At 67.9% G+C, this 23,275-nt stretch carries 20 protein-coding genes and 1 pseudogene; 12 read left to right on the forward strand and 9 right to left on the reverse strand.

Translation table 11 applies throughout. The features are described 5' to 3' along the window. Positions 1 to 46 precede the first annotated feature (46 nt). Positions 47 to 1,573, forward strand: coding sequence for a YifB family Mg chelatase-like AAA ATPase (locus OB2597_RS11325; RefSeq protein WP_009805701.1), 1,527 nt, complete (start codon positions 47 to 49; stop codon positions 1,571 to 1,573). Here OB2597_RS11325 and gshB read toward each other — a convergent pair. From gshB to rsmI, 3 genes are all read right to left on the reverse strand, one after another. Further along, positions 1,531 to 2,508 (reverse strand): glutathione synthase, encoded by a 978-nt coding sequence (gene gshB, locus OB2597_RS11330; protein WP_009805702.1) that lies wholly within the window; start codon positions 2,506 to 2,508, stop codon positions 1,531 to 1,533. The two genes, OB2597_RS11325 and gshB, sit on opposite strands and share 43 nt — an antisense overlap. A 65-nt stretch (positions 2,509 to 2,573) precedes the next feature. Then, positions 2,574 to 2,996 carry a YraN family protein gene (locus OB2597_RS11335; protein WP_009805703.1) on the reverse strand — a complete coding sequence of 141 codons (423 nt, stop codon included), beginning with the start codon at positions 2,994 to 2,996 and terminating at the stop codon, positions 2,574 to 2,576. A 47-nt stretch (positions 2,997 to 3,043) separates the two neighbouring features. Beyond that, positions 3,044 to 3,910 (reverse strand): 16S rRNA (cytidine(1402)-2'-O)-methyltransferase, encoded by an 867-nt coding sequence (gene rsmI / locus OB2597_RS11340; protein WP_009805704.1) that lies wholly within the window; start codon positions 3,908 to 3,910, stop codon positions 3,044 to 3,046. 95 nt (positions 3,911 to 4,005) lie between these two features. Between rsmI and OB2597_RS11345 the strand changes: the two genes are divergently transcribed. From OB2597_RS11345 to OB2597_RS11360, 4 genes are all read left to right on the forward strand, one after another. Next, positions 4,006 to 5,181, forward strand: coding sequence for a penicillin-binding protein activator (locus OB2597_RS11345; protein WP_009805705.1), 1,176 nt, complete (start codon positions 4,006 to 4,008; stop codon positions 5,179 to 5,181). 107 nt (positions 5,182 to 5,288) lie between these two features. Further along, entirely contained in the window at positions 5,289 to 8,048 is a 2,760-nt protein-coding gene (locus OB2597_RS11350) for a [protein-PII] uridylyltransferase (RefSeq protein WP_009805706.1), read from the forward strand. Beyond that, the gene (gene murJ / locus OB2597_RS11355) at positions 8,045 to 9,580 is read left to right on the forward strand and encodes a murein biosynthesis integral membrane protein MurJ (RefSeq protein ID WP_009805707.1); all 1,536 of its coding nucleotides are present in this window, start codon (positions 8,045 to 8,047) and stop codon (positions 9,578 to 9,580) included. The genes OB2597_RS11350 and murJ overlap by 4 nt, the downstream gene beginning before the upstream one ends. A gap of 73 nt (positions 9,581 to 9,653) precedes the next feature. Continuing rightward, positions 9,654 to 11,198, forward strand: coding sequence for a phospholipase D-like domain-containing protein (locus OB2597_RS11360; protein WP_238529717.1), 1,545 nt, complete (start codon positions 9,654 to 9,656; stop codon positions 11,196 to 11,198). 10 nt (positions 11,199 to 11,208) lie between these two features. Here the strand turns inward: OB2597_RS11360 and OB2597_RS11365 are convergent, their stop codons facing one another. Then, a complete protein-coding gene (locus tag OB2597_RS11365; RefSeq protein ID WP_009805709.1) occupies positions 11,209 to 11,898 on the reverse strand; it encodes a rhomboid family intramembrane serine protease in 690 nt (229 codons plus the stop codon). A gap of 93 nt (positions 11,899 to 11,991) precedes the next feature. Between OB2597_RS11365 and trpS the strand changes: the two genes are divergently transcribed. The 4 genes and pseudogenes from trpS (at position 11,992) to OB2597_RS11385 (ending at position 15,674) form a co-directional block, all read left to right on the forward strand. Further along, positions 11,992 to 13,041, forward strand: a complete 1,050-nt coding sequence (gene trpS, locus OB2597_RS11370) for a tryptophan--tRNA ligase (RefSeq protein WP_009805710.1) — start codon at positions 11,992 to 11,994, stop codon at positions 13,039 to 13,041. A 288-nt stretch (positions 13,042 to 13,329) separates the two neighbouring features. Then, positions 13,330 to 13,866 (forward strand): VPLPA-CTERM sorting domain-containing protein, encoded by a 537-nt coding sequence (locus tag OB2597_RS11375; protein WP_009805711.1) that lies wholly within the window; start codon positions 13,330 to 13,332, stop codon positions 13,864 to 13,866. 214 nt (positions 13,867 to 14,080) lie between these two features. After that, complete coding sequence (locus OB2597_RS11380) at positions 14,081 to 14,566, forward strand: VOC family protein (RefSeq protein WP_009805712.1); 486 nt, start codon at positions 14,081 to 14,083, stop codon at positions 14,564 to 14,566. Positions 14,567 to 14,800: 234 nt separating this feature from the next. Then, positions 14,801 to 15,674, forward strand: a pseudogene (locus tag OB2597_RS11385) (branched-chain amino acid aminotransferase). Here OB2597_RS11385 and OB2597_RS11390 read toward each other — a convergent pair. After that, complete coding sequence (locus tag OB2597_RS11390) at positions 15,671 to 16,387, reverse strand: GNAT family N-acetyltransferase (RefSeq protein WP_009805716.1); 717 nt, start codon at positions 16,385 to 16,387, stop codon at positions 15,671 to 15,673. The pseudogene OB2597_RS11385 and the gene OB2597_RS11390 sit on opposite strands and share 4 nt — an antisense overlap. A gap of 202 nt (positions 16,388 to 16,589) precedes the next feature. Between OB2597_RS11390 and OB2597_RS11395 the strand changes: the two genes are divergently transcribed. After that, positions 16,590 to 17,066, forward strand: coding sequence for a hemerythrin domain-containing protein (locus tag OB2597_RS11395; protein ID WP_009805717.1), 477 nt, complete (start codon positions 16,590 to 16,592; stop codon positions 17,064 to 17,066). Positions 17,067 to 17,084: 18 nt separating this feature from the next. On the opposite strand, the gene OB2597_RS11400 is transcribed toward OB2597_RS11395, so the two are convergent. Further along, complete coding sequence (locus OB2597_RS11400) at positions 17,085 to 17,660, reverse strand: hypothetical protein (protein WP_009805718.1); 576 nt, start codon at positions 17,658 to 17,660, stop codon at positions 17,085 to 17,087. A 115-nt stretch (positions 17,661 to 17,775) separates the two neighbouring features. Here OB2597_RS11400 and OB2597_RS11405 point away from each other — a divergent pair, with 115 nt between their 5' ends. Further along, a complete protein-coding gene (locus OB2597_RS11405; protein WP_050759275.1) occupies positions 17,776 to 18,408 on the forward strand; it encodes an MT-A70 family methyltransferase in 633 nt (210 codons plus the stop codon). A 52-nt stretch (positions 18,409 to 18,460) separates the two neighbouring features. On the opposite strand, the gene OB2597_RS11410 is transcribed toward OB2597_RS11405, so the two are convergent. Further along, positions 18,461 to 19,234: a BglII/BstYI family type II restriction endonuclease gene (locus OB2597_RS11410; RefSeq protein WP_009805720.1), complete on the reverse strand. Its 774-nt coding sequence runs from the start codon at positions 19,232 to 19,234 to the stop codon at positions 18,461 to 18,463. 172 nt (positions 19,235 to 19,406) lie between these two features. On the opposite strand from OB2597_RS11410, the gene OB2597_RS11415 reads away from it, so the two are divergent. Beyond that, a complete protein-coding gene (locus tag OB2597_RS11415) occupies positions 19,407 to 19,958 on the forward strand; it encodes a CHAP domain-containing protein (RefSeq protein WP_040609282.1) in 552 nt (183 codons plus the stop codon). Between the two features lie 48 nt (positions 19,959 to 20,006). Here OB2597_RS11415 and aspS read toward each other — a convergent pair whose 3' ends face one another. Next, complete coding sequence (aspS, locus tag OB2597_RS11420; RefSeq protein WP_009805722.1) at positions 20,007 to 21,917, reverse strand: aspartate--tRNA ligase; 1,911 nt, start codon at positions 21,915 to 21,917, stop codon at positions 20,007 to 20,009. Between the two features lie 117 nt (positions 21,918 to 22,034). After that, positions 22,035 to 23,174 carry an alpha-D-ribose 1-methylphosphonate 5-triphosphate diphosphatase gene (locus tag OB2597_RS11425; RefSeq protein WP_009805723.1) on the reverse strand — a complete coding sequence of 380 codons (1,140 nt, stop codon included), beginning with the start codon at positions 23,172 to 23,174 and terminating at the stop codon, positions 22,035 to 22,037. Positions 23,175 to 23,275: the final 101 nt, after the last annotated feature.

Raw genomic sequence — 23,275 nt, forward strand, 5'->3', positions numbered from 1 at the left:
ATTCGGAAACCATCTCCCGTCAAGTTTCGCGGATGGGAGATGCCGGATGATCGCCAAAGCCTATACCGTCGCCTTCGAGGGCGTGGAGGCCCGCCCCGTCGAGGTGCAATGCGCCGTGACGCCGGGGCTGCCCGCCTTCTCCATCGTGGGCCTTCCCGACAAGGCGGTGAGCGAGGCGCGCGACCGGGTCCGCACCGCGCTCACCTCGATGCATATCGCCCTGCCGTCGAAGCGCATCACCGTGAACCTCTCGCCGGCCGACCTGCCGAAGGAGGGCAGCCATTTCGACCTCGCCATCGCGCTGTCTCTCCTCGCCGCCATCGACATCCTGCCCCGCGACACCGTGGAAGAGGCCGTCGCCCTGGGAGAGCTCTCGCTCGACGGCGCGCTGGTGCCGGTGCTGGGTTGCCTGCCTGCCGCCGTCACGGCGGCCAAAGAGGACCGGGCCCTCTTCTGCCCCGCCGCCTGCGGGGCCGAGGCCGCCTGGATCGACACGACGCAGGTCATCGCCGCGGCCTCTCTGGCCGAACTCGTCCGGCACCTCACCGGGCAGGCGCCGATCGCCCCCGCCCGGCCGGGCGAAGTGGCCCATGACCCCGGCCCGAAGGATCTGAGCGACGTCAAGGGGCAGGAACGCGCCAAACGCGGCCTCGAGATCGCCGCGGCCGGCCGCCATCACCTGCTGATGACCGGCACGCCCGGCTCGGGCAAGTCGATGCTGGCTGCCCGCCTGCCGTCGATCCTGCCCGATCTGACCCCCGCCGAGGCCCTCGAAACCTCGATGATCCATTCGATCGCCGGCCTGCTGACCGATGGCGGCATCTCGCGCAGGCGGCCGTTCCGCGATCCGCATCACACGGCCTCGATGGCGGCCATCGTGGGCGGCGGGCGCGGCTCCAAACCCGGCGAGATCAGCCTCGCCCACAACGGCGTCCTGTTCCTCGACGAACTGCCCGAATTCCCCCGCACCGTGCTCGACACGCTGCGTCAGCCCATCGAAACCGGAGAGGTCGTCGTCTCCCGCGCCAACGCCCATATGCGCTATCCCTGCCGGTTCCTGCTGATCGCCGCCGCCAATCCCTGCCGCTGCGGCTACCTGCCCGACCCCGCCCGGGCCTGCGCCCGCGTGCCGCAGTGCGGACTGGACTACATGGGCCGCATCTCGGGCCCGATGATGGATCGCTTCGACCTGCGGATCGAGGTGCCTCCGGTCGATTTCACCGACCTCGACCTGCCCGCCGAGGGCGAAAGTTCGGCCGAGGTGGCCCGCCGTGTCGCCGCGGCCCGCGCCCGCCAGACGCACCGTTTCGCCGATAATCCCGGGACCGTGCAGAACGCCGATGCCGAGGGGCGCCTGCTCGAGGAAATCGCCACGCCCGACCCCGAAGGCCGCGCGCTGCTGCACAAGGCGGCCGAGCGCTTCGGCCTGACGGCCCGCGGCTATCACCGCATCCTGCGCGTGGCGCGCACCATCGCCGATCTGGACGCAAGCGACGCGGTCGCCGGCCCCCACGTCGCCGAGGCGCTGAGCTACCGGCTGACGGTCGAGCGGCCGGCGGACCGCGCGGCCTGATCCGCGTGCCGCGCCTCGATGGCTTGCCAGATCTTCGCGGTGACGGTGACCCCGTCGAACCGCTCCAGTTCCTGCAGGCCGGTCGGAGAGGTCACGTTGATCTCGGTCAGCCAGTCGCCGATCACGTCGATGCCGACGAAGATCTGCCCGCGGTCCCGCAGCAGCGGCCCGATCCGCTCGCAGATCTCGCGGTCGCGATCCGTCAGCCCCACCTTCTCGGGCCGGCCGCCGACATGCATGTTGGATCGCGTCTCGCCCTCGGCCGGGACGCGGTTGATCGCGCCGACGCATTCACCGTCGACCAGGATCACGCGCTTGTCGCCTTTGGTCACGGCGGGCAGGTATTTCTGAACGATCAGCGGCTCGCGGGTGAAGCCGGTGAACATCTCGTGCAGGGACGAGAGGTTGCGATCCTCCGGCGTCACCCGGAACACGCCCGCCCCGCCGTTGCCGTAGAGCGGCTTGACGATCACGTCGCCGTGCTTGCTGCGAAATTCCTTCAGCGTCGCCAGGTCGCGCGCGATGGCCGTGGGCGGCGTGAGATCGGGGAAGTCGAGGACTAGGAGCTTTTCCGGGAAGTTCCGGACCCAGAAGGGATCGTTTACCACCAGCGTCCCGGGCCCGAGCCGTTGCAGCAGGTGCGTCGTGGTGATGTAGAACATGTCGAAGGGCGGGTCCTGCCGCAGCCAGACCACGTCGAACGTCCCCAGATCGACGGTCTCCATCTCGCCGAGCGTCGCATGGTTCCCCTGCTCGCGCCGCACCGTCATCGACTGGCCCCGGGCGATCACCCGGCCCTCCTGGTAAGACAGGTGATCCGGGGTGTAGTAGAACAGCGAATGGCCCCGGACCTGCGCCTCTTCGGCGATACGGAACGTGCTGTCGGCGTCGATATCGACCGCCCCGACCGGATCCATCTGGATTGCAACCTTCATCCCGCGCCTCCTGCTGCATGGTCGGGACTTAGATGACCCAAAGCGGCGCCGGGCGCAATCGCCGCCTAGCAGCAGCCCGCAAAGGCGTTCTCCAGCAGCTCGACCGCCCCGCCGCCATCGACGAGAGCCACGTCGAGCCGGATGTCCGTCAGCGCCCCGCCGGGCAGAGTGTCGACGAAAGCCATGGCCGACCGCGCGATGCGCTGCACCTGCGCCGGGCGGACCCGCTCGGCGGCGGCGCCGTGTGTCGCGGCCTTCTTGACCTCGACAAACACCACCCGGTCCGGTTCCGCGAGGATCAGATCGATCTCGCCGCCCGGACCGCGCCACCGCCGGTGCAGCACCCGCGCCCCCCGCGCCTCGTAGGTCCGTTCCACGGCCGATTCGGCCGCCAGCCCCGAAAGATGGGCGATCTCGCCCCGACGCCGACGCGCCGCCGGGACCGGTATGGCCGCCACCGGCTCCGAACGATGATCCCAATGCCGCATTCGTTCCCCCTGTCGTTCAAGCCCCGGGACCGCACGGGCCCCGCCCGTCAATCCCCGCCCTTGGCCAGTTCCAGCGCGAGCTGATACACCCTGCGCCGTGGCCAGCCGGTTTCGCCGGCCACGGATGTGGCCGAATCGCGGACCGTGCGACCCGCGGACAGTTCCTCTTCTATTCTCCCAATCACGAATTTTTCGCTAACGTCCCCCGCCTTTTTCCGTCCGATCAGCACCACGATCTCGCCCTTGGGGGCGAGGTCCGCGTAGGCCGCCGCGAGCTCCTCGAGCGAACCGCGCCGGATTTCCTCGAACCTCTTGGTCAGTTCGCGGCAGACCGCAGCCTCGCGCGCCCCGCCCAGGGCCTCGGCCGCATCCGCCAGCATCCGGCCCAGCCGCCTGGGGGATTCGTAGAAGACCAGCGTTGCCGGAACCGCCTCGAGCGCCCGCAGGCCGTCGCGCCGCGCCTTGGCCTGGCTGGGCAGGAAGCCGGCAAAGAGGAAACGGTCGGTCGGCAACCCCCCGAGGCTCAGCGCCGTGACCACCGCCGAGACGCCCGGCGCGGCCGTCACCGCATGGCCCGCCTCGCGCGCGGCGCGCGCCAGGTCGAAGCCCGGGTCCGCGATCATCGGCGTTCCGGCCTCCGAGGCATAGGCGACCGAAAGCCCCTGCTCCAGCGCCGCCAACAGCCGGGGCCGGACCCTGTCGCCGTTGTGATCGTGATAGGCGACGAGCGGACGATCCCCAAGCGCGATGCCATGGATATCGAGCAGTTTCCGGAGCGAGCGCGTGTCCTCGGCCGCCAGCACATCGGCTTCGCGCAGCACGTCCAGCGCCCGCAACGTGATGTCCCGCGCCGTCCCGATCGGGACCGAGACCAGCGTCAGGCCGGGCGCCGGTTTGCCTGTCTGGGGATTCATAACTGGATCCTCATCCCGAGGCGACTATGATTATCGCCGATACACATGACACCGGCGCAGGGTCCGGCCCGGCGCCCGATATCGAGGAGTAGCCCATGTTTGCCCTTTTGCGCGCGACCCGCAAGGCCGGTTCCCGCATCGCGGTCGCCGTCGCCGCCCTCGCGCTCGCCGCCTGCGAGCCGATGAACCTCGGCGGCGCCGGCGGTCCCGCCATCGACACCGGCCAGCCGGTCCAGGTCGCCCTGCTCGTCCCCAAGAGCGGCGGCAGCGGCGACGCCGTGGTCTCGGCCGCGCTCGAAAACGCCGCGCGCCTGGCCATTTCGGACCTCAACAGCGCCCGGATCGACCTGCGCGTCTACGACACCGCCGGCACCGAGGCCCAGACCGCCGCCGTCACCGCCCAGGCGATAGACGAGGGCGCCAAGATCATCCTCGGCCCGCTCTACGGCGGCAACGCCAACGCGGCAGGCGTCGCGGCGGCCCGCTCGGGCGTCAACGTCATGGCCTTCAGCAACAACAGCTCGCTCGCGGGCGGCAACGTCTTCATCCTCGGCCACACCTTCGGCAACACCGCGCGCCGCCTGACCGGCTTTGCCGCGGGCCAGGGCAAGCGCCGGATCGTGACCGTCTCGGCCCAGACCGCCGCCGGCGAACTGGGACGGGCGGCCATCGCCCAGGCGGCGGCCGGCTCGGGTGCCTCGGTGGTGGGCAACGTCACCTACAGCTATTCCCAGCAGGGCGTCATCGCCGCCGTCAACGAAGTGAAATCCGCGATCGAGACCAACGCCGCCGATGCCGTCTTCCTGACGTCGAACACCGACGCGGCCCTGCCCTTCTTCGCGCAGCTCCTGCCCGAGCGCGGCGTCGACCCGGCGGTGACCCAGTACATCGGGCTGACACGCTGGGACGTCCCGCCCCAGACGCTCGACCTGCCGGGGCTCGAGGGGGGCTGGTTCGCCCTGCCCGACCCCAATCTCACGGCGCAGTTCAACAGCCGCTATTCCGCCGCCTACGGCACCTCGCCGCATCCGCTGGCCGGGCTTGCCTATGACGGCATCGCCGCGATCGGAGCGCTGGTCAAACAGGGCAACAGGAACGCGTTGTCCTCTGCCGCACTGACCCAGGGCGCGGGCTTCCAGGGGGTGAACGGGGTCTTCCGTTTCCGCCCCGGCGGCGTGGTCGAGCGCGGCCTCGCCGTGGCGACGATCCAGAACAACCAGGTCGTGGTGATCGACCCCGCGCCGCGCAGCTTCGGCGGCTTCGGCTTCTGAGGCCGGGGCGCATCATCCCTTGGCAAACCAGAGAGGAACGGGGGCGCGATCGCCCCCGTTTCACGTTTCCCCTTGGCAAGGTCCCCGGACCGGATCCATAGAACGCCATGCTCGACGATCTTCCCCTGCCCGACGACCTCATCGCACCGGCCACCGAAATCCTCGATCCCCGGGCCCTGCAGACGGCGATCGACGGGGCCCGCGACAGTCACCCGGACGACAAGGCCTTTCGCCAGGCCGCGATCGCCCTGCTGCTCGAGGCGCAGGACCGCGCCCGCGACCGGATCGCCCGCGCCTTCGCCGACAAGCCGCGCGATGCCGCCGCCACCACGCGGGCCTATTGCTGGATGACCGACTGTCTGGTGACCGCCTCGCTGCACCTTGCGCGCACGCATCTGATCCCGCCGGGGGCCAGCCCGGGGCGTTTCGCGCTCTGCGCCGTCGGGGGCTACGGCCGGGGCGAGATGGCGCCGCATTCCGACGTCGATCTGCTGTTCCTCGCCAAGTCCAAGATCTCGGCCGATCTCGAGACCCTGATCGAAAACGTGCTCTACATCCTGTGGGATCTCCGCCTCAAGGTCGGTCATTCCAGCCGCACGATCCGCGATTGCCTGAAACTGGGCGGCGAGGATTACACCATCCGCACCGCCTTGCTGGAGAGCCGCCACCTCACAGGCGACAGGGCGCTGCACGACGAACTGAGCCACCGGCTCTGGGACGACCTGTTCCGCGGCACGGAACGCGATTTCGTCGCGGCCAAGCTGCAGGAACGCCAGGACCGGCACACCAAGCAGGGCGGCCAGCGCTACATGGTCGAACCGAACGTCAAGGAGGGCAAGGGGGGGCTGCGCGACCTGCAGTCGCTCTACTGGATCGCGAAATACGTCCACGGCGTCTCGAACACCTCGCAGCTGGTCGAACTGGGCGTCTTCGAGCCCGAGGAATACCAGAGTTTCCGCAAGGCCGAGGATTTCCTCTGGGCCGTGCGCTGCCATCTGCACCTGATCGCCGACCGCCCGATGGATCAGCTGACCTTCGACATGCAGGTCGCCGTCGCCGAGGCCATGGGATACCGCGACCGCGCCGGGCGGCGCGCCGTCGAGGTCTTCATGCAGGAGTATTTCCGCCACGCCACCATCGTGGGCGAGGTCACGCGCATCTTCCTGACCAAGATGGAGGCCGCCCACGTCAAGAGCGAACCGCTGCTCGACCGCGTCTTCCGCCGCAGGCCGACGGTTTCCAGGGGCTACGCGGTCGTCAACAACCGGCTGGCGGTGGCGGACGAGGAGGCGTTTCTCGCCGACAAGCTGAACATCCTGCGGCTCTTCGACGAGGGGCTGCGCACCGGGATGCTGATCCACCCCGACGCGATGCGGATGGTCACCGCCAATCTCGACCGGATCGACGAGGGGATGCGCAACGATCCCGAGGCGGCCAAGATCTTCATGGGCACGCTGCTGAACCACGGCAACCCCGAGCGCGCCCTGCGCCGGATGAACGAGCTGGGCGTGCTGGCGGCCTTCATCCCCGAATTCGAGCCGATCGTCGCGATGATGCAGTTCAACATGTATCATCACTACACGGTGGACGAACACACGATCCAGTGCCTGCGCCACCTCGCGCTGATCGAACATGGCGACCTGAAAGAGGAACTGCCCGTCGCCTCGACGATCCTCAAGGAAGGGGTGAACCGCAAGGTGCTCTACGTCGCGCTGATGCTGCACGATATCGGCAAGGGGCGGGACGAGGATCACTCCATCGTCGGCGCCCGCATCGCCCGCACCGTCGCCCCGCGCCTCGGGTTGAAACCGGCGGAGAGCGAGACCGTTGAATGGCTGGTGCGCTATCACCTGCTCATGTCCGACATGGCCCAGAAACGCGACATCGCCGATCCCCGTACGGTCCGCGATTTTGCCAAGGCGGTGCGCACGCGCGAACGGCTCGACCTGCTGTGCGTGCTGACGGTCTGCGATATCCGGGGCGTCGGCCCCGGCGTCTGGAACAACTGGAAGGCCGCGCTGCTCCGCGCGCTCTACCGCCAGACCCGGAAGGCGCTGGAAACCGGGCTCGAGGACCTCAACCGCCAGTACCGCGGACAGGAGGCCAAGCGCGCGCTGCGCGCCGCCCTGCCCGACTGGTCCAAGACCGACCTCGACCGCGAGATCCGGCGGCATTACCCCACCTACTGGCAGGGCCTGCACGTCACGGCGCACAAGGTCCTGGCCGAGATGCTGCGCGACCTGCCCGAGGCCGAGATCCGCATGGACCTGCACCCCGACGAGGACCGCGACGCGACCCGTGCGCTCTTTGCGATGGAGGACCATCCCGGCATCTTCTCGCGCCTCGCCGGGGCGCTGGCGCTGGTCGGGGCCAACGTGGTCGACGCCCGGACATTCACCTCCAAGGACGGCTATGCCACCGCCGCCTTCTGGATCCAGGACGCCGACGGCCACCCCTATGAATCCGCCCGCATCCCGCGCCTGCGCCAGATGATCCTGAAGACCCTCAAGGGCGAGGTCGTCCCGCGCGAGGCGATGAAGTCCCGCGACAAGATCAAGAAGCGCGAACGCGCCTTCCGGGTGAGCACCGCGATCAGCTTCGACAACGAGGGGTCCGAGATCTTCACCATCATCGAGGTCGACACCCGCGACAGGCCCGCCCTGCTCTTCGACCTGACCCGCACGCTGGCCGCCGCCAATGTGCAGATCTCGAGCGCGGTGATCGCCACCTACGGGGAACAGGTGGTCGACACCTTCTACGTCAAGGACATGTTCGGCCTGAAACTCTACAGCGAAACCAAGCAGAAGGCGTTGGAGGCCAAGCTGCGCGAGGCGATTTCGGAAGGTCAGGAAAGGGCCCGGTCTTGAAGCCCATCCGGCTGATCCGGGGCTTTCTGACCGTCGGCGTCTGGACCCTCGCCAGCCGCATCCTGGGCTTCGTCCGCGACATCGTCTTCGCCGCCTACCTGGGCGCCGGGCCCATGGCCGAGGCCTTTGTCGTGGCCTTCTCCCTGCCCAACATGTTCCGCCGCTTCTTTGCCGAAGGCGCCTTCAACATGGCCTTCGTGCCGCAGTTCTCGAAACGGGTCGAGGCCGGAGAGGACGCGCGCAGCTTTGCCGAACAGGCCATGTCGCTGTTGGCGACGGCACTGGTCCTGCTGTCGGTGCTGGCCACGATCTTCATGCCGGCGCTGGTGATGGCCATGGCCTCGGGATTTGCCGGCGACGAACGGTTCGATCTGGCCGTCGATTACGGCCGCATCGCATTTCCCTATATCTTCTTCATCTCGCTCGCCGCGCTCTTTTCCGGTGTGCTCAACGCCACCGGCCGGTTCGCGGCGGCCGCCGCCGCGCCGGTGCTGCTGAACATCATTCTCGTCGCGGCGATGGTCATCGGTGCCCGCAGCGGGATCGAGATCGGCCGCGCGCTGGTCTGGGGCGTGCCACTGGCCGGGATCGCCCAGCTCGCGCTGGTCTGGTACGCGGCGGCGCAGGCGGGGTTCGCCCTGCGCATCCGCCGCCCCCGCCTGACACCCGAGATGAAACGCCTGGCCATACTCGCCGCCCCCGCCGCCCTTGCCGGAGGGGTCGTGCAGGTGAACCTGCTGGTCGGCCGCCAGGTCGCCAGCTTCTTCGAGGGGTCGATCCAGTACCTCAATCTCGCCGACCGGCTCTATCAGCTGCCCCTCGGCGTCGTGGCCATCGCCATCGGCGTGGTGCTGCTGCCCGACCTCTCGCGCCGCCTGCGTGCCGGGGACGAGGCGGGCGGCCGCCATGGCTTCAATCGCGCCGCCGAATTCGCGCTGTTCCTCACCCTGCCCTGCGCCGTCGCGCTCGTCGTGATCCCCGAACCGCTGATCTCGACCCTGTTCCAGCGCGGTGCCTTCACGCCCGAGGACGCGCGGGCCACCGCCCTCGCCGTCGCCGTCTACGGGCTGGGCCTGCCCGCCTTCGTCCTACAGAAGGTGCTGCAACCGCTGTTCTACGCCCGCGAGGACACCCGCGCGCCCTTCCGCTACGCCCTCGTCGCGATGGGGGTGAATGCCGTGCTCGCCATCGGCCTCGCGCCCTTCGTCGGCTACATCGCCGCCGCCGTCGCGACCACCACCGCCGGCTGGGCGATGATGGTGCTGCTCTGGGCCGGGTCCCGCCGCATGGGCGCGGCGGTGGCCCTCGACGACCGCCTGCGGCGGCGCATCTGGCGGATCGTGCTGGCTTCGGCGGGTCTGGGCGTGGCGCTCTGGCTGGGCGACCGGGCCCTGCAGCCGGTCTTCGCCCTCAGTCGACCGCTAGCCCTGGCGATCCTGGTTCTCGGCGGCAGCGCGGTGTATTTCATCATCAGCCATCTCCTCGACGCCTTCCGGTTCTCGGACCTGCGCGGGGCCATGCGCCGCGGATGAACGCAAGATCAGCCGGAACCGGCGCCCCGCGGCCGGTGTTGCCCCCCCGAGCGCAGATATCCGGATCCCGATCATGACCCCCATGGCCACGAAGCCTGCAGAACCTCCGGCCTCGCAGGCCTCGACGACATTGAAGCCGCTGATAACGGCCGCCGAGATGTATCCGGCGCTCGAAGAGATGATCCTGCAGGCCAGGACCGAGGTGCTTCTGGCCTTCCGTATCCTCGATGCCCGCACCGCGCTGCGCAGCAAGGCGGCGCAGGAGGCCGGGCTGACGTCCTGGGCCGATCTGCTGGAAGACGCCGCCGAGCGGGGCGTGAGGGTGCGGCTGCTCCTGTCCGACTTCGATCCGGTCTTCACGCCCGACCTGCACCGCGAGGCCTGGGGATCGGCCGGGCGATTTGCCGCGCGGCTCAACGCTCATCCCTCGGCCGAACTTATCTGCGCCCTGCACGACTGCGCACCGGCCCCCATCTGGGAGCGGGTCTTCAGCCCGCAGATCAACGATCGGCTGGCCGAGTTGCGCAGCGCCCCGCACGAGTACCTGACGCGGTCGCAGCTGCGCGCGCTGGACGGCCATTACAGGCTCCGGCCCGTCACGCTGCACCAGAAATTCGCCGTCATCGACCGGGAGCGCGCGGTGATCGGCGGCATCGACATCGACGAACGCCGGTTCGACGACCATGATCACGACCAGCGCCCCGAGGATACCTGGCACGACGTCAGCATGGCGGTCACGGGTCCCGTCATCGCCCAGATCGTCCGGCATTTCGCGGATTGCTGGGACCGTTCCCGTGCCGAATGCGGCACCGTGTTTTCCGAAACCGTAACGGACCTTCCTGATATCCCGGAGGCCGGAGAGACCGATCCTGACGCGCCCGACCTGTTGCGCACCGTCTCGAGCCATCTCGACCAGTTCTTCCGCTTCGGCCCGGTCACAGACGTGAAGGAACACGAGACCGCGCATTTCGAAGCCTTCGCGCAGGCAGAACACTCGATCTATATCGAGACCCAGTTCTTCCGCCACATGCCGCTGGCCCGTGCCCTGGCGCGCCGCGCCGCCGAGGTGCCGGACCTCCAGCTCATCCTCGTGACGCCGACGGAACCGGAACGGGTGATCTTCGGCCGCGACAACGGCATGGACGCGCGCCATGCGCAGGCCCTCCAGCTGCGCTGTCTCGCCCATCTGCGCAAGGCCTTCGGCGACCGGATCGCCGTTGTCTCGCCCGTCCAGCCCCGCCCCGCCCCCGACGGCACGCCGATGCCCCTGGCCGGATCGGCCGTGATCTACCTGCACTCGAAGGTCACGCTGATCGACGAGAGCGTCGGCATCGTCGGCTCGGCCAATCTGAACGGCCGCTCGCTGCTCTGGGATACCGAGGCCTCGGTGCGCTTCCGCGAGGCCGATGCCATCCGCCACCTCCGCCAGCGCCTGGCGCGCAAGTGGCTCGGCTCGGCCCCAGGGGACCCCGAGATGGCGGCCACTTGGACATCGGCGGCCCGCGTCGCCGCCGCCGCCCCGCCCGAAGAACGCCGGTCGATGATCCTGCCCTACCCCGTCAAGCGAAACCGGCGCTTCGCCCGCTACGTGCCGATCCTGCCGGCCGCAATGTTCTGAACCCGCCCGGCTATCCGCGCCGCTTCAGCCGCTCGACCAGGGCCGTGAACCCGCCGGGCGCCAGCGCCGGCGACACCGCGAAGCCGGTCGCGAACCCGCCGAGATCCGCCGGCCAGTCGCGCGTGAAGCCGAACAGCACGCCGAAGATCAGCTGCAAAGCCGCCAGCATCGCGATCAGGCGGAAGGCCTGCACCTGCGAAGCCCCCATCGCTCCGAGCCGCACCCAGAGCAGGTAGGTGAACCCGCCGATCAGCCCGTAGACCGGGGGAAAACCGCCGAACAGCCAATCGGTCTCGCCGCCCACGGCCCACATCGCCAGCGCGCCGCCGATGGTGCTGGCCACGTAGAGCAGAAAGACGGCAAAGGGCGCCATGATCTCGCCCACGAACTTGCCCAGGGCCAGCAGCATTACCCCGGCGATCAGCGCCTGGGTGAACGAGACATGCACGAAGGGATAGGACAGGAACCGGATCAGGAAGTCGGGGCGGAGTTGTCCCGTCTCGGCAAGGTAGGTCGCGAACTGCCCCTGAAAGCCGAAATCCATCAGCGCCGCCTGCCGCCAGCCCACGGCCTGCGGCCCGCCGACCAGCCCCCGCGCGCCCAGCTGGAACACGAGTTCGACGCCCATGCTGACGACGAAGAGCGCCAGGATCAGCGGCGGGATCGGGTTGAGCGCACGTTCCTCGGAATTGAACGACATGGGACCTCCGGGACCTGTCCCGCCGCCTTGACGGGAACCGGGGGCATGGGTAAGCCAGCGCGGCACGGAAATCCAGCCAGAGGTTCGCCCCCGATGACCGACGCCGCCCCCGCGCAAGGCGCCACGTTCCAGCCCCGCATTTTCTCGGGCATCCAGCCCTCCGGCGGCCTGACCCTGGGCAACTATCTCGGCGCGATCCGCCGCTTCGTCGACATGCAGGAGGAGAACGCGGACAGAGGGATCGAAACGCTCTACTGCATGGTCGATCAGCACGCGATCACGGTCTGGCAGGATCCGGCCGCGCTGACGCGGAACACCCGCGAACTGGCCGCCGGGTATATCGCCGCCGGGCTGGATCCGAATAAATCCATTCTTTTCAATCAGTCACAGGTGGCCGCACACGCCCAGCTGGCGTGGATCTTCAACTGTGTCGCCCGCATGGGCTGGATGCAGCGGATGACCCAGTGGAAGGACAAGGCCGGCAAGAACCAGCAGAACGCCTCTCTCGGGCTATTTGCCTATCCCGCGCTCATGGCCGCCGACATCCTGATCTATCACGCCACCCACGTGCCCGTGGGCGAGGATCAGAAACAGCATGTGGAGTTGACCCGCGACATCGCGATCAAGTTCAACCACGATTTCGGGGTGGATTTCTTCCCCGTCCCCGAGCCGGTGATCGAGGGCGCGGCCACCCGCGTCATGTCGCTGCGGGACGGAGCCCGCAAGATGTCGAAATCCGATCCCTCGGACATGGCGCGCATCAACATGACCGACGACGCGGACGCCATCGCCTCGAAGATCCGCAAGGCGCGAACCGATCCCGACGCCCTGCCCTCGGAAGCCGAGGGCCTGGCCGAGCGGCCCGAGGCGCGCAACCTCGTCAACATCTATGCCGCCCTGAGCGACCGGAGCATCGCCGAGGTTCTGACCGAGGTCGGCGGCAAGCAGTTCTCGGAATTCAAGCCGATGCTTTCGGAGCTCGCAGTCGCGAAACTCGCCCCCATCTCGAGCGAGATGGCCCGGCTGATGGAGACCCCCGACGAGATCGACGCCATCCTGCGCAACGGCGCCGACCGTGCGCGCACCATCGCCGCGCCGGTCCTGAAGAAGACCTACGAGATCGTGGGCATGATCGGCGCCTGATACCGGCGAATCGGCCCCGGCCGAGGATGGTGGTTGAACGGCGCCCCGAGGCGTTTGTTGACGGTTGAGGAACAAAAACAGGGGCACTGGCAGGTTTTGGCTTGACTGCGGGGACAATCTTGGCGTGTAACGGTCCCCACCACGTCCACAAAAGCGACATTTCCAAGGCGAAAAGCTGGCAAGAACCGATATACAGGTTGTGCTGCGGGGGTGGTTCTGTTTACATAAGGTTAAGGTCTGCGTGAACTCATTTTGCAGATCGACCTGGGAAACATGGGAAATGGGAATATGCTAGAGAAATTTAAAACCCTGGCGCTGGCAGCGGTTCTCGCCGTTGGTGCGCCCGTGGCTGCTTCGGCCGTCACCTATAATTCGTATCTCGCGATCACCGGCGTGGTCAGCAACACGACTGATTTCCAGTCGGGAGACCTTGGCTCCATCGACGTGGACTTCATCGGCGCCGGTGACATCGACAGCCCCGCGCCGTCCGGTGTCTTCTCGAGCCTTTCCGAAGGCATGGCCGTCACGCTGTACGACATCGACTTCGACGCGGCGACGCCGTTCATGGTGTGGTCTGTCGGGGGCTACTCGTTCTTCGCAGAAGAGTACTTCAACACGCTGGACTCCGATACGGACTTCTCCGCCACTGGTTACGTGGACACCGGTTCCGCCACAGTGACCGGCGAACTCTTCTTCTCCACGCAGCCCGGTGGCACGACGGTTTCGTTCTCGTCGACGACCGCAGCCGTTCCGGTCCCCGCAGCGGGTCTCCTGCTTCTGTCGGGCCTGGGTGGCATCGCGTTCGCACGTCGCCGCAAGTCGTAATCCGTTCAACACCGGGTTACCTCGCAAGAGATACGAAAGAGCCCCTGATCCAGGGGCTCTTTTCTGTTTGTCCGGTCCCGACGCGAAACTTCGGACGATCGCCGCCTGCAGCCCGACCCTTGCCCGCAGGGGTGCACAACTCCCGTGCAGCAGCGCCGATGGTCAGGCCATGCCGGATCACCTACCTTGGGCGCTCACCAAGGGAACTCCGATCATGACCAACCCCGTTCATCCCGAAGCCCGCATCGGTCACGTCCACCTCAAGGTGGCCGATCTCGAACGGGCCATCGCCTTCTACGCCGGCGTGCTCGGCTTCGCGTTGACGCAGAGATATGGCGCGCAGGCGGCCTTCCTGTCGGCTGGCGGCTATCACCATCACATCGGCCTCAACACCTGGGAGAGCCGGAACGGAACCCCGCCGCCGCCGGGGCACACCGGGCTCTATCACACCGCCTTTCTCTACCCCGACCGGGCCAGCCTGGGCGATGCCCTGCGCCGCGTGATCGAGGCGGGCATCCCGCTCGACGGCGCCGCCGATCATGGCGTGAGCGAGGCGATCTACCTGAGGGACCCGGACGGGAACGGCGTCGAACTCTATCGCGACCGTCCCGAGGCGGAATGGCCCCGGGACACCGAGGGCAACCTCGCCATGATCAACGACCCGCTCGACCTCGAGGCGCTGCTGGCCGAGGCCGCCTGATCCGCCGCCGTTGCAAAACCTTTGCGAAATGGTCAGGAGGTTGTCGCATCCGTGAAACACACGTCTCCCAGACTGGACCCGCGGACCATCCCGCCGCGCCCCAGGCCGCGATAGTTCAGCAAGCTTTTCCATGACGCACCCCCGGCTCGCAAGGCCGGGGGCTTTTCCGTCCACGCCTTCCCCTTTCCTGTGCCGCCTGTCATACAGAGCCGGCGAAAGGGAGACCGTGACGGCATGGCGACAGGAACCAATATCCGTACCTATTTCGAAGGACGATGGCATGACGGCGACGTGCCGGTCATGAAGGCGGCCGACCACGGCTCCTGGCTCGGCTCGACCGTGTTCGACGGCGCCCGGCTGGCCAACGGTCTCGTGCCCGACCTTCGCGCGCATTGCGCCCGCGTCAACCGCTCGGCCGAGGCGCTGAGCATCACGCCGACCGTCGCCACCGACGACATGATCGACATCGTGCGCGAGGGGCTCTCCGCCTACGCGCCGGGGACGCCGGTCTATATCCGGCCGATGTACTGGGCGACCGACGGCGGCCCCCTCGGCGTCGATCCCCTGCCCGACGCGACGGGCTTCTGCATCAGCTTGGAAGAGATCCCCATGGCGCCCAGCGACGCCTCGACCACGCTGGGACGCACGCGGTTCCATCGCCCCGTCATGTCGGACGCGGTGGTCAATGCCAAGGCGGGGTGCCTCTATCCGAACAACGCCCGCATGATTTTCGAAGCGCGCCGGAACGGCTTCGGGAATGCGCTCGTGGCCGACGCGCTCGGCAACGTGGCCGAGGCGGCGACGGCCAATGTCTTCATGGTCCGCGACGGCGAGATCCTGACCCCCGTCCCCAACGGCACGTTCCTTGCCGGGATCACCCGCGCGCGGCACATCGCGAACCTGAGGGCCGAGGGTTACACCGTCACCGCGAGACCGTGCTGAGCTTCGACGACTTCATCGGCGCGGACGAGGTCTTCCTCACCGGAAACATGCAGAAGTCACGCCCGTGACCGCCTTCTTCGAGGACCGCAATTACCAGATCGGCCCCGTCACCCGCCAGGCCCGCGACCTCTACTGGGACTGGGCCGCGACGTCGGAACGTCTCTAGGCCTCGGGGTCGGAACTCACCCGTACCAGCCGCGTCAGGTCGCCGAGGCGTTCCCTCTGGCGACCGTCGTCCGAGAAATTCGCGGGCGATAGCCAGAATTCGAATGCCTCGCGCAGGGCGGCCCAGTCCTTGTCGATCACGGCGAACCATGCCGTGTCCCGGTTGCGTCCCTTCACCACCGCCGCCTGCCGGAAGACGCCCTCGTAGGAGAATCCAAGCCGCTGTGCCGCGCGTCGCGACGGGCGGTTGAGCGCGTCGCATTTCCATTCGTAGCGGCGATAACCGGCCTCGAAGGCCCATTCCATCATGAGGAACATCGCCTCGGTTGCCGCCGGGGTTCGCTGCAAGGCGGGCGACATCAGGATGAACCCGACCTCGATGGAGCCCGCCGCCGGCGTGACCCTCAGGAACGCCGCGAACCCCACGACCCGGTCCTCGGCCCTTGGCCGGATCGCCAGGAAGAGCGGATCAGTCCCTGCCTCGGTCCCCTGGACGAAACGATGGAACTGCGCCGCGCTGTTGAAGGGGCCGACGGACATGTAGTCCCAGAGCCAGTCCTCGCCTTCGATCTCGCGAAAGAGCAGAGCGGCGTGGCGGTCCGCCCGCAACGGCTCGAGGCGCACATGCCGCCCCTCGAGGAGCAGATCGGCCGGCGGGGCCGGTGGGGCTCTCCATCCGGGAATCAGCGGGCCGACGGGGCGGTCTTCGGTCATCGGACATCCTGCGGGTCGGTATCCCGGGCGAGATTAGGCAGAGCGTACCCGATTGCCAAGCCGCCCCCGCCCCGCCGGACACCCGACGATGAAAGAACCGACGGTCGGCCGAGCCCGCCGCTGTCGCTGCGACACCCCGGCGCGGAACCGCCGTACCCGCAGCGACGTTCCGTCAGCAACCCAACTCGGACAGGAGAGCCACATGCCATCCATCTACGACGCGATCCGCAAGGATCACGACCGCCACCGCGAACTGCTGAACACCATTGCCGAAACCGAAGGCGACACGACCGAGCGTCGCAAGGCATGGGACGAGTTCTACGAAGAGGTCAAGAGCCACTCGGCGGCGGAGGAAGAGACCTTCTATGCCAAGATCATGACCAAGACATGGGGTCAGGACGCGGCGCGCCACTCGGTCCAGGAGCATGCCGAAATGGACGAGATCCTCGAGGAACTGCGCGACATGGACATGTCGTCCTCGGGCTGGCTCACTCGCTTCAAGACCCTGAAGCACGATTACGAACACCACATGGACGAGGAAGAGGACGAGGTCTTCGAGCGTGCGAAACAGGTGATCGGCGCCGAGGAGAACGACAGCTACGGCAAGAAATTCCTCGACCGGAAATCGCAGGAGCGCGACCTGATCGAAAAGAAGCGCGCGGACGCGCTGGAGGACTGACCGGCGCCGCTGTGCGGTTCAGCCCCGCCGGCGGGCCATCACCGCGGCCCGCCGTTCCCACGCGTAGCGCCGGTCCTCGGGGACGCGCGACCAGAAAAGCTCTCCCCCGTTGCGCCAGGGGTCGAGAACGATCCCCGACTCCATCGGGCCGCCGCGCGCCGAGATGACGACCGTACTGTGATCGATCCGGATCCGGCCGGCATTGGCGATCGCCCTGTGCAGGTCGAGCGTGCGGAATCCCTCGGTCGCGAGGCGCGTCTCCATGTCTTCGGCCCAGTGCCAGCACAGGCCGCGCGGCCGCAGCCCCATGTTCACCTTGGTGTTGTGGATGAGCGGCGGGTCGGTCACGCCATAGGCCGCGCGCAGCGCGAGCGGATAGGTAATGGCGATATCCGCCGCCCGCGCCGCCTCTTCCGGGTCCACACCCGGACCGAGGGCCGCGATTGCCGACGACAGCGCGCCGATCTCGGACCGGGTCGAGGTCGCGGCTGTTCTGGGTGCCGGCGCGGCGCCGCAGCCAGCCGCGGCGAAGGGCAGCAGCAACAGGAAATGGCGCCGGGTCAGCCCCGGCCTGTCGGGAGCGCGGTGATCCATGCGGCAAGACTTTGCCCGCCCCGTCGGCGGGGTCAACCTTAACCCTTGAGCAAGACCTCATGTTCTACTAATGTTCTAGGTGACCCTCGTTCGGGAAACATGCAATATGTTGGACATGAGCAGCTCTCCCTCTCTAGATTTGGCGCAGTTCCTGAACGGCGACCGCTTTGCCACCGTGATGGCGGATCCCCCCTGGCGATTCACCAACCGCACCGGCAAGGTCGCGCCCGAGCACAAGCGCCTGTCGCGCTATCCTACGATGACGCTGGACGATATCTGCGCCCTGCCCGTGGCCGATTACCTCGAGGATCGGGCCCATTGCTACCTCTGGGTGCCGAATGCGCTGCTGCCCGAAGGGCTCCAGGTGCTGCAGTCCTGGGGATTCGAGTACAAGTCGAACATCATCTGGCACAAGATCCGCAAGGACGGCGGGTCGGACGGGCGCGGTGTCGGCTTCTACTTCCGCAACGTGACCGAGATCCTGCTCTTCGGCACCCGCGGCAAGAATGCTCGGACGCTGGATGCCGGCCGGCGCCAGGTCAACATGCTCCAGACCCGCAAGCGCGAACATTCCCGCAAGCCGGACGAACAGTACCAACTGATCGAGGATTGCTCGTGGGGCCCCTACCTGGAACTCTTCGGCCGTGGCATCCGAGATGGCTGGACCGTCTGGGGCAATCAGGCCGACGCGGATTACAAGCCCGGCTGGAAAACCTACGCCTACAACTCCTCGGTCGCGGCCGAGTGATCGGGGCGCTGCCCCGGACCCCGGAGTATTTCACGCAAGATGAAGCAGCGGGTTACGCGTCGAACAGGCCGCGGTCGCGGGGTGCGACCGGGGTGGAATCCGTCAGGATTCCCATCGGCAGGCCGATCAGCACCAGGGGACAGGGATTGCCGACGCCGCGGCGGATGCGGTCCTCGAGCTTGGCCCAATGCGTGGTCGAGGGGCCGAACTTGTCGGCGGTGAAGGCATTGGCGAAGGCCTCGTGAAAGGGCGTGCCGCGCGCGACCTGCGCCGCGACCCGTGACTTCTGCCGCGCGGTCCGGTCGCCGATCCCCAGACGGTCGAGATCGGCCTCGGAGGACAGCGCGTTCTGGAACAGCCAATCGGTGATCCTGTCGCGCACCTGGTCCTGGAACGAGGCGCCGCGCGTGACGATGATACCGACCGAAATCGCCGAAAGCGCATGTAATCGCTGAAAGTTTTCCAGATCCCGGTCGAAGAACGGATCCTTGTTGTTCCACTCGACCTCGAGGGCGAGCGCCCCGGGCGCGGCGAACCGCACGTGGTCGACCTCGTGGCTGATCCCCTCGCGTTCCGTGCCGTCGACGATCGTCTGGACGTGGAACCGATGCTTGCGCCAGCCCGCATCGTGCAGCGCGTGCCGCAGCCGCTGGGTCTGCCCGCTCTCGCCGCCGCCCCCGCCGATCAGCTCGGCCATCGAGACGCGGAAGTCGGCCAGCGCCGCGGCCAGGGCGGCGGCCTCGCCGGCAAAATCATGCCTCAGGATCGCCGCCGCGTGGTTGGTGGTGGCGAGGTCGAACCCCTGATCGGTGAGCGTGCTGAACATCTGCGTCCTTTCCCCTCCAGATTGCCGGGACCTCACCGGAACGCAAGGGGGCGTGACCGGCGAAAACCCGCGCAATCAGGGGCTTGTGGGTTGTTTTTCGCGGCGGGATGCGAAAAGTGCAAGGCGGGCTCGCTGAAAAGCGAGGTCGGGGAACGGGACATCCGAGGGAACAATGCGCGCAAAAGACGCCATTCCGGGCATGCGCGGCCGTCTGGCCGCAATTTCACTTCTTCTTCTGGGCGCCGCCTGTGCGCATTCGCCCCAGCAGGCCGCCGACAAGGCCGTCCTGGATCTCGAGTTGCGGCAGATGGCCATTCACGAGGCCCAGGCCAAGCGCGCCCGCGGCGTCCGGGTCTGGTGCGTGCCCTTCGCCCGCATGGCCAGCGGCGTCGAGATCCGCGGCAATGCCAACACCTGGTGGGGCAAGGCGGCGGGGGTCTTCGAGCGATCCCGGGCGCCCCAAGTCGGTTCGGTCATGGCCTTCGCCGCGACGGGCGGCATGCCGATGGGCCATGTCGCGGTGGTGTCCGAGATCGTGGACGACCGCACCATCCGCATCGACCACGCCAACTGGCACCGCAACCAGGTGTCGCTGGGAATGGGCGTCATCGACGTGTCGGACAACAACGACTGGAGCCGCGTGCGGGTCGAGACCTATCCCGGCGCCTACGGCAAGGTCTATCCGATCAACGGGTTCATCCTGCCGGAGGCCCCGGACGCGTGATCCGGACCCCCGGTAAGGGATCGAAGGCGGGGCAGGACCCCGCCTTTCTCATTCCTGGGGGATGACCCGCAGCGACAGTTCCATCAGCTGGTCCGAGCCGGGTTCAGAGGGCGCGCCCATCATCAGGTCCTCGGCCCGCTGGTTCATCGGGAAGAGCATGACGTCGCGCAGGTTGTCCTCGTCCGCCAGAAGCATGACGATCCGGTCCACCCCGGCCGCGCAGCCGCCATGCGGGGGCGCGCCGTACTGGAACGCGTTGACCATCCCGCCGAACCGCTTGCGCACCTCGTCCTCGCCATAGCCGGCCAGGTCGAACGCCTTGAACATGATCTCGGGCTTGTGGTTCCGGATCGCGCCCGAGATGATCTCGTAGCCGTTGCAGGCCAGGTCGTACTGATAGCCCAGCACCTCGAGCGGATCGCCCGACAGCGCGTCGAGCCCGCCCTGCGGCATCGAAAAGGGATTGTGGCTGAAATCCACCGCCCCGGTTTCCTCGTCGGCCTCGTACATCGGGAAATCGACGATCCAGGCAAAGGCGAAGCGCTCGGTATCCGTCAGGCCCAGTTCATCGCCGATGACGGTGCGCGCCCGGCCCGCCACCGCCTCGAAGCTCTTGGGCTTGCCGCCGAGGAAGAAGGCCGCGTCGCCCACGCCCAGGCCAAGCTGCTGGCGGATCGCCTCGGTCCGCTCGGGGCCGATGTTCTTGGCGAGGGGGCCGGCGGCTTCCATGTGCGATCCATCTTCCTGCGACGGCATGCCCTCAACGGAATAACGCTTGTAACCGCTGCCATACTCCGCCACCAACTCTTGCTCGCGAGCTTGGAACAAAGGGTGCTCGGGGTTATTCTTTGCCTCGGACGGAAGCTCAGTCCGGCGCCAGAAAATATATCCCATCCCCGGCAGCCCTTCCTTCTGGGCAAAGGCGTTCATCCGGTCGCAGAACTTGCGCGAGCCGCCCTTGGGCGCGGGGATGGCGCGGATCTCGGTTCCCTCCTGCTCGAGCAGTTTGGCGAAGATCGCGAAGCCCGAGCCGCGGAAATGCTCGGAGACGACCTGCATCTCGATCGGATTGCGCAGGTCGGGCTTGTCGGTGCCGTATTTCAGCGCGGCATCGGCATAGGTGATCTGCGGCCACTCGGCAGGCGCGTCGACCTTGCGGCCGCCGCCGAACTCCTCGAACACGCCACCGATGACCGGCGCGATCGTGTCGAAGACGTCCTGCTGCGTGACAAAGGACATTTCCATGTCGAGCTGGTAGAAATCCGTGGGCGAGCGGTCGGCGCGCGGGTCCTCGTCGCGGAAACAGGGCGCGATCTGGAAATACTTGTCGAAGCCCGAGACCATCAGCAGCTGCTTGAACTGCTGCGGCGCCTGCGGCAGCGCATAGAACTTGCCGGGATGCAGCCGCGACGGCACCAGGAAATCGCGCGCGCCCTCGGGCGAAGAGGCCGTGATGATCGGCGTCTGGTATTCCCGGAACCCCTTGTCCCACATGCGTTTGCGCATCGACGCAACGACATCCGAGCGCAGGGTCATGTTCTGCTGCATCACCTCGCGACGCAGGTCGAGATAGCGATAGCGCAGGCGGGTTTCCTCGGGATATTCCTGGTCGCCGAAGACGATCAGCGGCAGTTCCTTCGCCGCGCCCAGCACTTCCATGTCGCGGATGAAGACCTCGATCTCGCCGGTCGTGATCTTGGGGTTCACGAGGCTCTCGTCCCGCGCCTTCACCTCGCCGTCGATCCGGATGCACCATTCCGAGCGCACCTTCTCGACCTCGGAGAACACCGGGCTGTCGGGGTCGCAGAGCACCTGCGTCACGCCATAGTGGTCGCGCAGGTCGATGAAGAGCACGCCGCCGTGATCCCGGATCCGGTGCACCCATCCCGAAAGGCGGACCGTCTGTCCGACGTTGACAGCTGTCAACTCTGCGCAGGTGTGGCTGCGATAGGCGTGCATGGTGCGTTCCCTCTGGTCTCTGGCCGCTTGTCCGGCAGGGGTCGATACACATGCTCGGGCCGCGGAAGTCAAGCGGCGCGGGCGGGGCTGGTTGCCCCTGCCCCGGGTTTCGCGGGGTCAGGCCGAAAGAAGCGCCGCCGCGGCCTGCGCATCGGCATGGGCGATGCGCCCGCCCGCGATGGTCAGCCCCGGCCGTCCGGTCGCCGGGTTCACCGCCACGATGTCGGCCCGCCGGCCCGGCGCAAGCACGCCGCGATCGGCCAGCCCCAGCAGCCCGGCCGGGCCCGAGGAGACCAGGGCCCAGGCCCGGTCCTGTCCCAGATCGGCCGAAAGGATGTCCGCCGCCTGGACCGGGGCGGGATAGTGGTAATCCGAGGCGATGGCGGTGCAGAGCCCCTCGCGGATCAGGTCCGCCGCGGCGACCTTGCCCGCATGCGAACGGCCGCGCACGACGTTCGGCGCCCCCAGAACGACCGGATCGCCATGCGTGACGGCCTCGAGAGCGGCCTCCTGCGTTTCGGGAAATTCCGATACCGTCAGCCCCAGGTCCCGCGCCGCGCGCCGGGCGGTGGCATCGGCGTCGTCATGGCTCCCCACCAGCACGCCCCGGGCCGCGAGCCGCGCGGCAAGGGCCGAAACCGCCCCCGGAACCTCGGCCCCGCGGTCGTACAGCTTCTGCAGCAGCGCGAGGTGCGCCTCGGGGCTGCGGCCGGACTTGAGCGCCTGTCCGGTGAGGCGCGGCGGCCGGCGCCCCTTGTCCAGCGCGTCATGCGGCAGATGGTCGTTGAAGACGACATACCGGATGTCGTGCCGGACGATCAGCGCCTCGACCTCGTCGAACCGGTCGATCAGGTGCGTCTCGACCCGCAGCTGCGCCCGCATGTCCGTCACGAGGTGGGGCCGCACGGTATCGAGCGCCTCGAGCATGTCGCGGGCGAAGTCGGGGCTGCGCATCCCGCCTTCCCAACTGAAGAACTGCGCCAGCACCGCCGTGGTGATCCCGTTCGCCGCCAGCTCGGCGTCCAGCGCCATGAGCCCCGCCGGCAGATCGCGCAGCGCGCCGCGCCGCGGGGCGAGATGCCGTTCGAACCCGTCGCCATGCACATCCACGATGCCGGCGCGGATCTCCCACCCCGGCAGGTGGACGGCCTTGCCTGCCCGCCCCTCGGCGATCCGCCCCTCCGCGACCGAGAGGGGCGCCCCGGAGAGGCCCTCGGGCCCGAGGACGAGCCCGCCGGTGATGTGAAAGGGGATCATCGGGCCTCACCGGCGGAGAGGATGGGAAAGAGCCTGTGCATATCGCCGGAATAGTGCCTCGGCCGCTTCTGCAAAAGACCCGTTCTGCCCCGAGCGGGGCG

Source organism: Pseudooceanicola batsensis HTCC2597 (genome assembly GCF_000152725.1).
GTDB lineage: Bacteria > Pseudomonadota > Alphaproteobacteria > Rhodobacterales > Rhodobacteraceae > Pseudooceanicola > Pseudooceanicola batsensis.

Bases quoted from the DNA above. Each gene is read 5' to 3' on its own strand.
- OB2597_RS11400 (WP_009805718.1), bottom strand. From the start codon at position 17,660: ATGGATCACCGCGCTCCCGACAGGCCGGGGCTGACCCGGCGCCATTTC.
- OB2597_RS11325 (WP_009805701.1), top strand. From the start codon at position 47: ATGATCGCCAAAGCCTATACCGTCGCCTTCGAGGGCGTGGAGGCCCGC.
- OB2597_RS11345 (WP_009805705.1), top strand. From the start codon at position 4,006: ATGTTTGCCCTTTTGCGCGCGACCCGCAAGGCCGGTTCCCGCATCGCG.
- OB2597_RS11390 (WP_009805716.1), bottom strand. From the start codon at position 16,387: ATGACCGAAGACCGCCCCGTCGGCCCGCTGATTCCCGGATGGAGAGCC.
- gshB (WP_009805702.1), bottom strand. From the start codon at position 2,508: ATGAAGGTTGCAATCCAGATGGATCCGGTCGGGGCGGTCGATATCGAC.
- OB2597_RS11335 (WP_009805703.1), bottom strand. From the start codon at position 2,996: ATGCGGCATTGGGATCATCGTTCGGAGCCGGTGGCGGCCATACCGGTC.
- rsmI (WP_009805704.1), bottom strand. From the start codon at position 3,910: ATGAATCCCCAGACAGGCAAACCGGCGCCCGGCCTGACGCTGGTCTCG.
- OB2597_RS11405 (WP_050759275.1), top strand. From the start codon at position 17,776: ATGAGCAGCTCTCCCTCTCTAGATTTGGCGCAGTTCCTGAACGGCGAC.
- aspS (WP_009805722.1), bottom strand. From the start codon at position 21,917: ATGCACGCCTATCGCAGCCACACCTGCGCAGAGTTGACAGCTGTCAAC.
- OB2597_RS11360 (WP_238529717.1), top strand. From the start codon at position 9,654: ATGACCCCCATGGCCACGAAGCCTGCAGAACCTCCGGCCTCGCAGGCC.
- OB2597_RS11380 (WP_009805712.1), top strand. From the start codon at position 14,081: ATGACCAACCCCGTTCATCCCGAAGCCCGCATCGGTCACGTCCACCTC.
- OB2597_RS11350 (WP_009805706.1), top strand. From the start codon at position 5,289: ATGCTCGACGATCTTCCCCTGCCCGACGACCTCATCGCACCGGCCACC.
- OB2597_RS11410 (WP_009805720.1), bottom strand. From the start codon at position 19,234: ATGTTCAGCACGCTCACCGATCAGGGGTTCGACCTCGCCACCACCAAC.
- OB2597_RS11415 (WP_040609282.1), top strand. From the start codon at position 19,407: ATGCGCGCAAAAGACGCCATTCCGGGCATGCGCGGCCGTCTGGCCGCA.
- trpS (WP_009805710.1), top strand. From the start codon at position 11,992: ATGACCGACGCCGCCCCCGCGCAAGGCGCCACGTTCCAGCCCCGCATT.
- OB2597_RS11395 (WP_009805717.1), top strand. From the start codon at position 16,590: ATGCCATCCATCTACGACGCGATCCGCAAGGATCACGACCGCCACCGC.
- OB2597_RS11425 (WP_009805723.1), bottom strand. From the start codon at position 23,174: ATGATCCCCTTTCACATCACCGGCGGGCTCGTCCTCGGGCCCGAGGGC.
- OB2597_RS11375 (WP_009805711.1), top strand. From the start codon at position 13,330: ATGCTAGAGAAATTTAAAACCCTGGCGCTGGCAGCGGTTCTCGCCGTT.
- OB2597_RS11365 (WP_009805709.1), bottom strand. From the start codon at position 11,898: ATGTCGTTCAATTCCGAGGAACGTGCGCTCAACCCGATCCCGCCGCTG.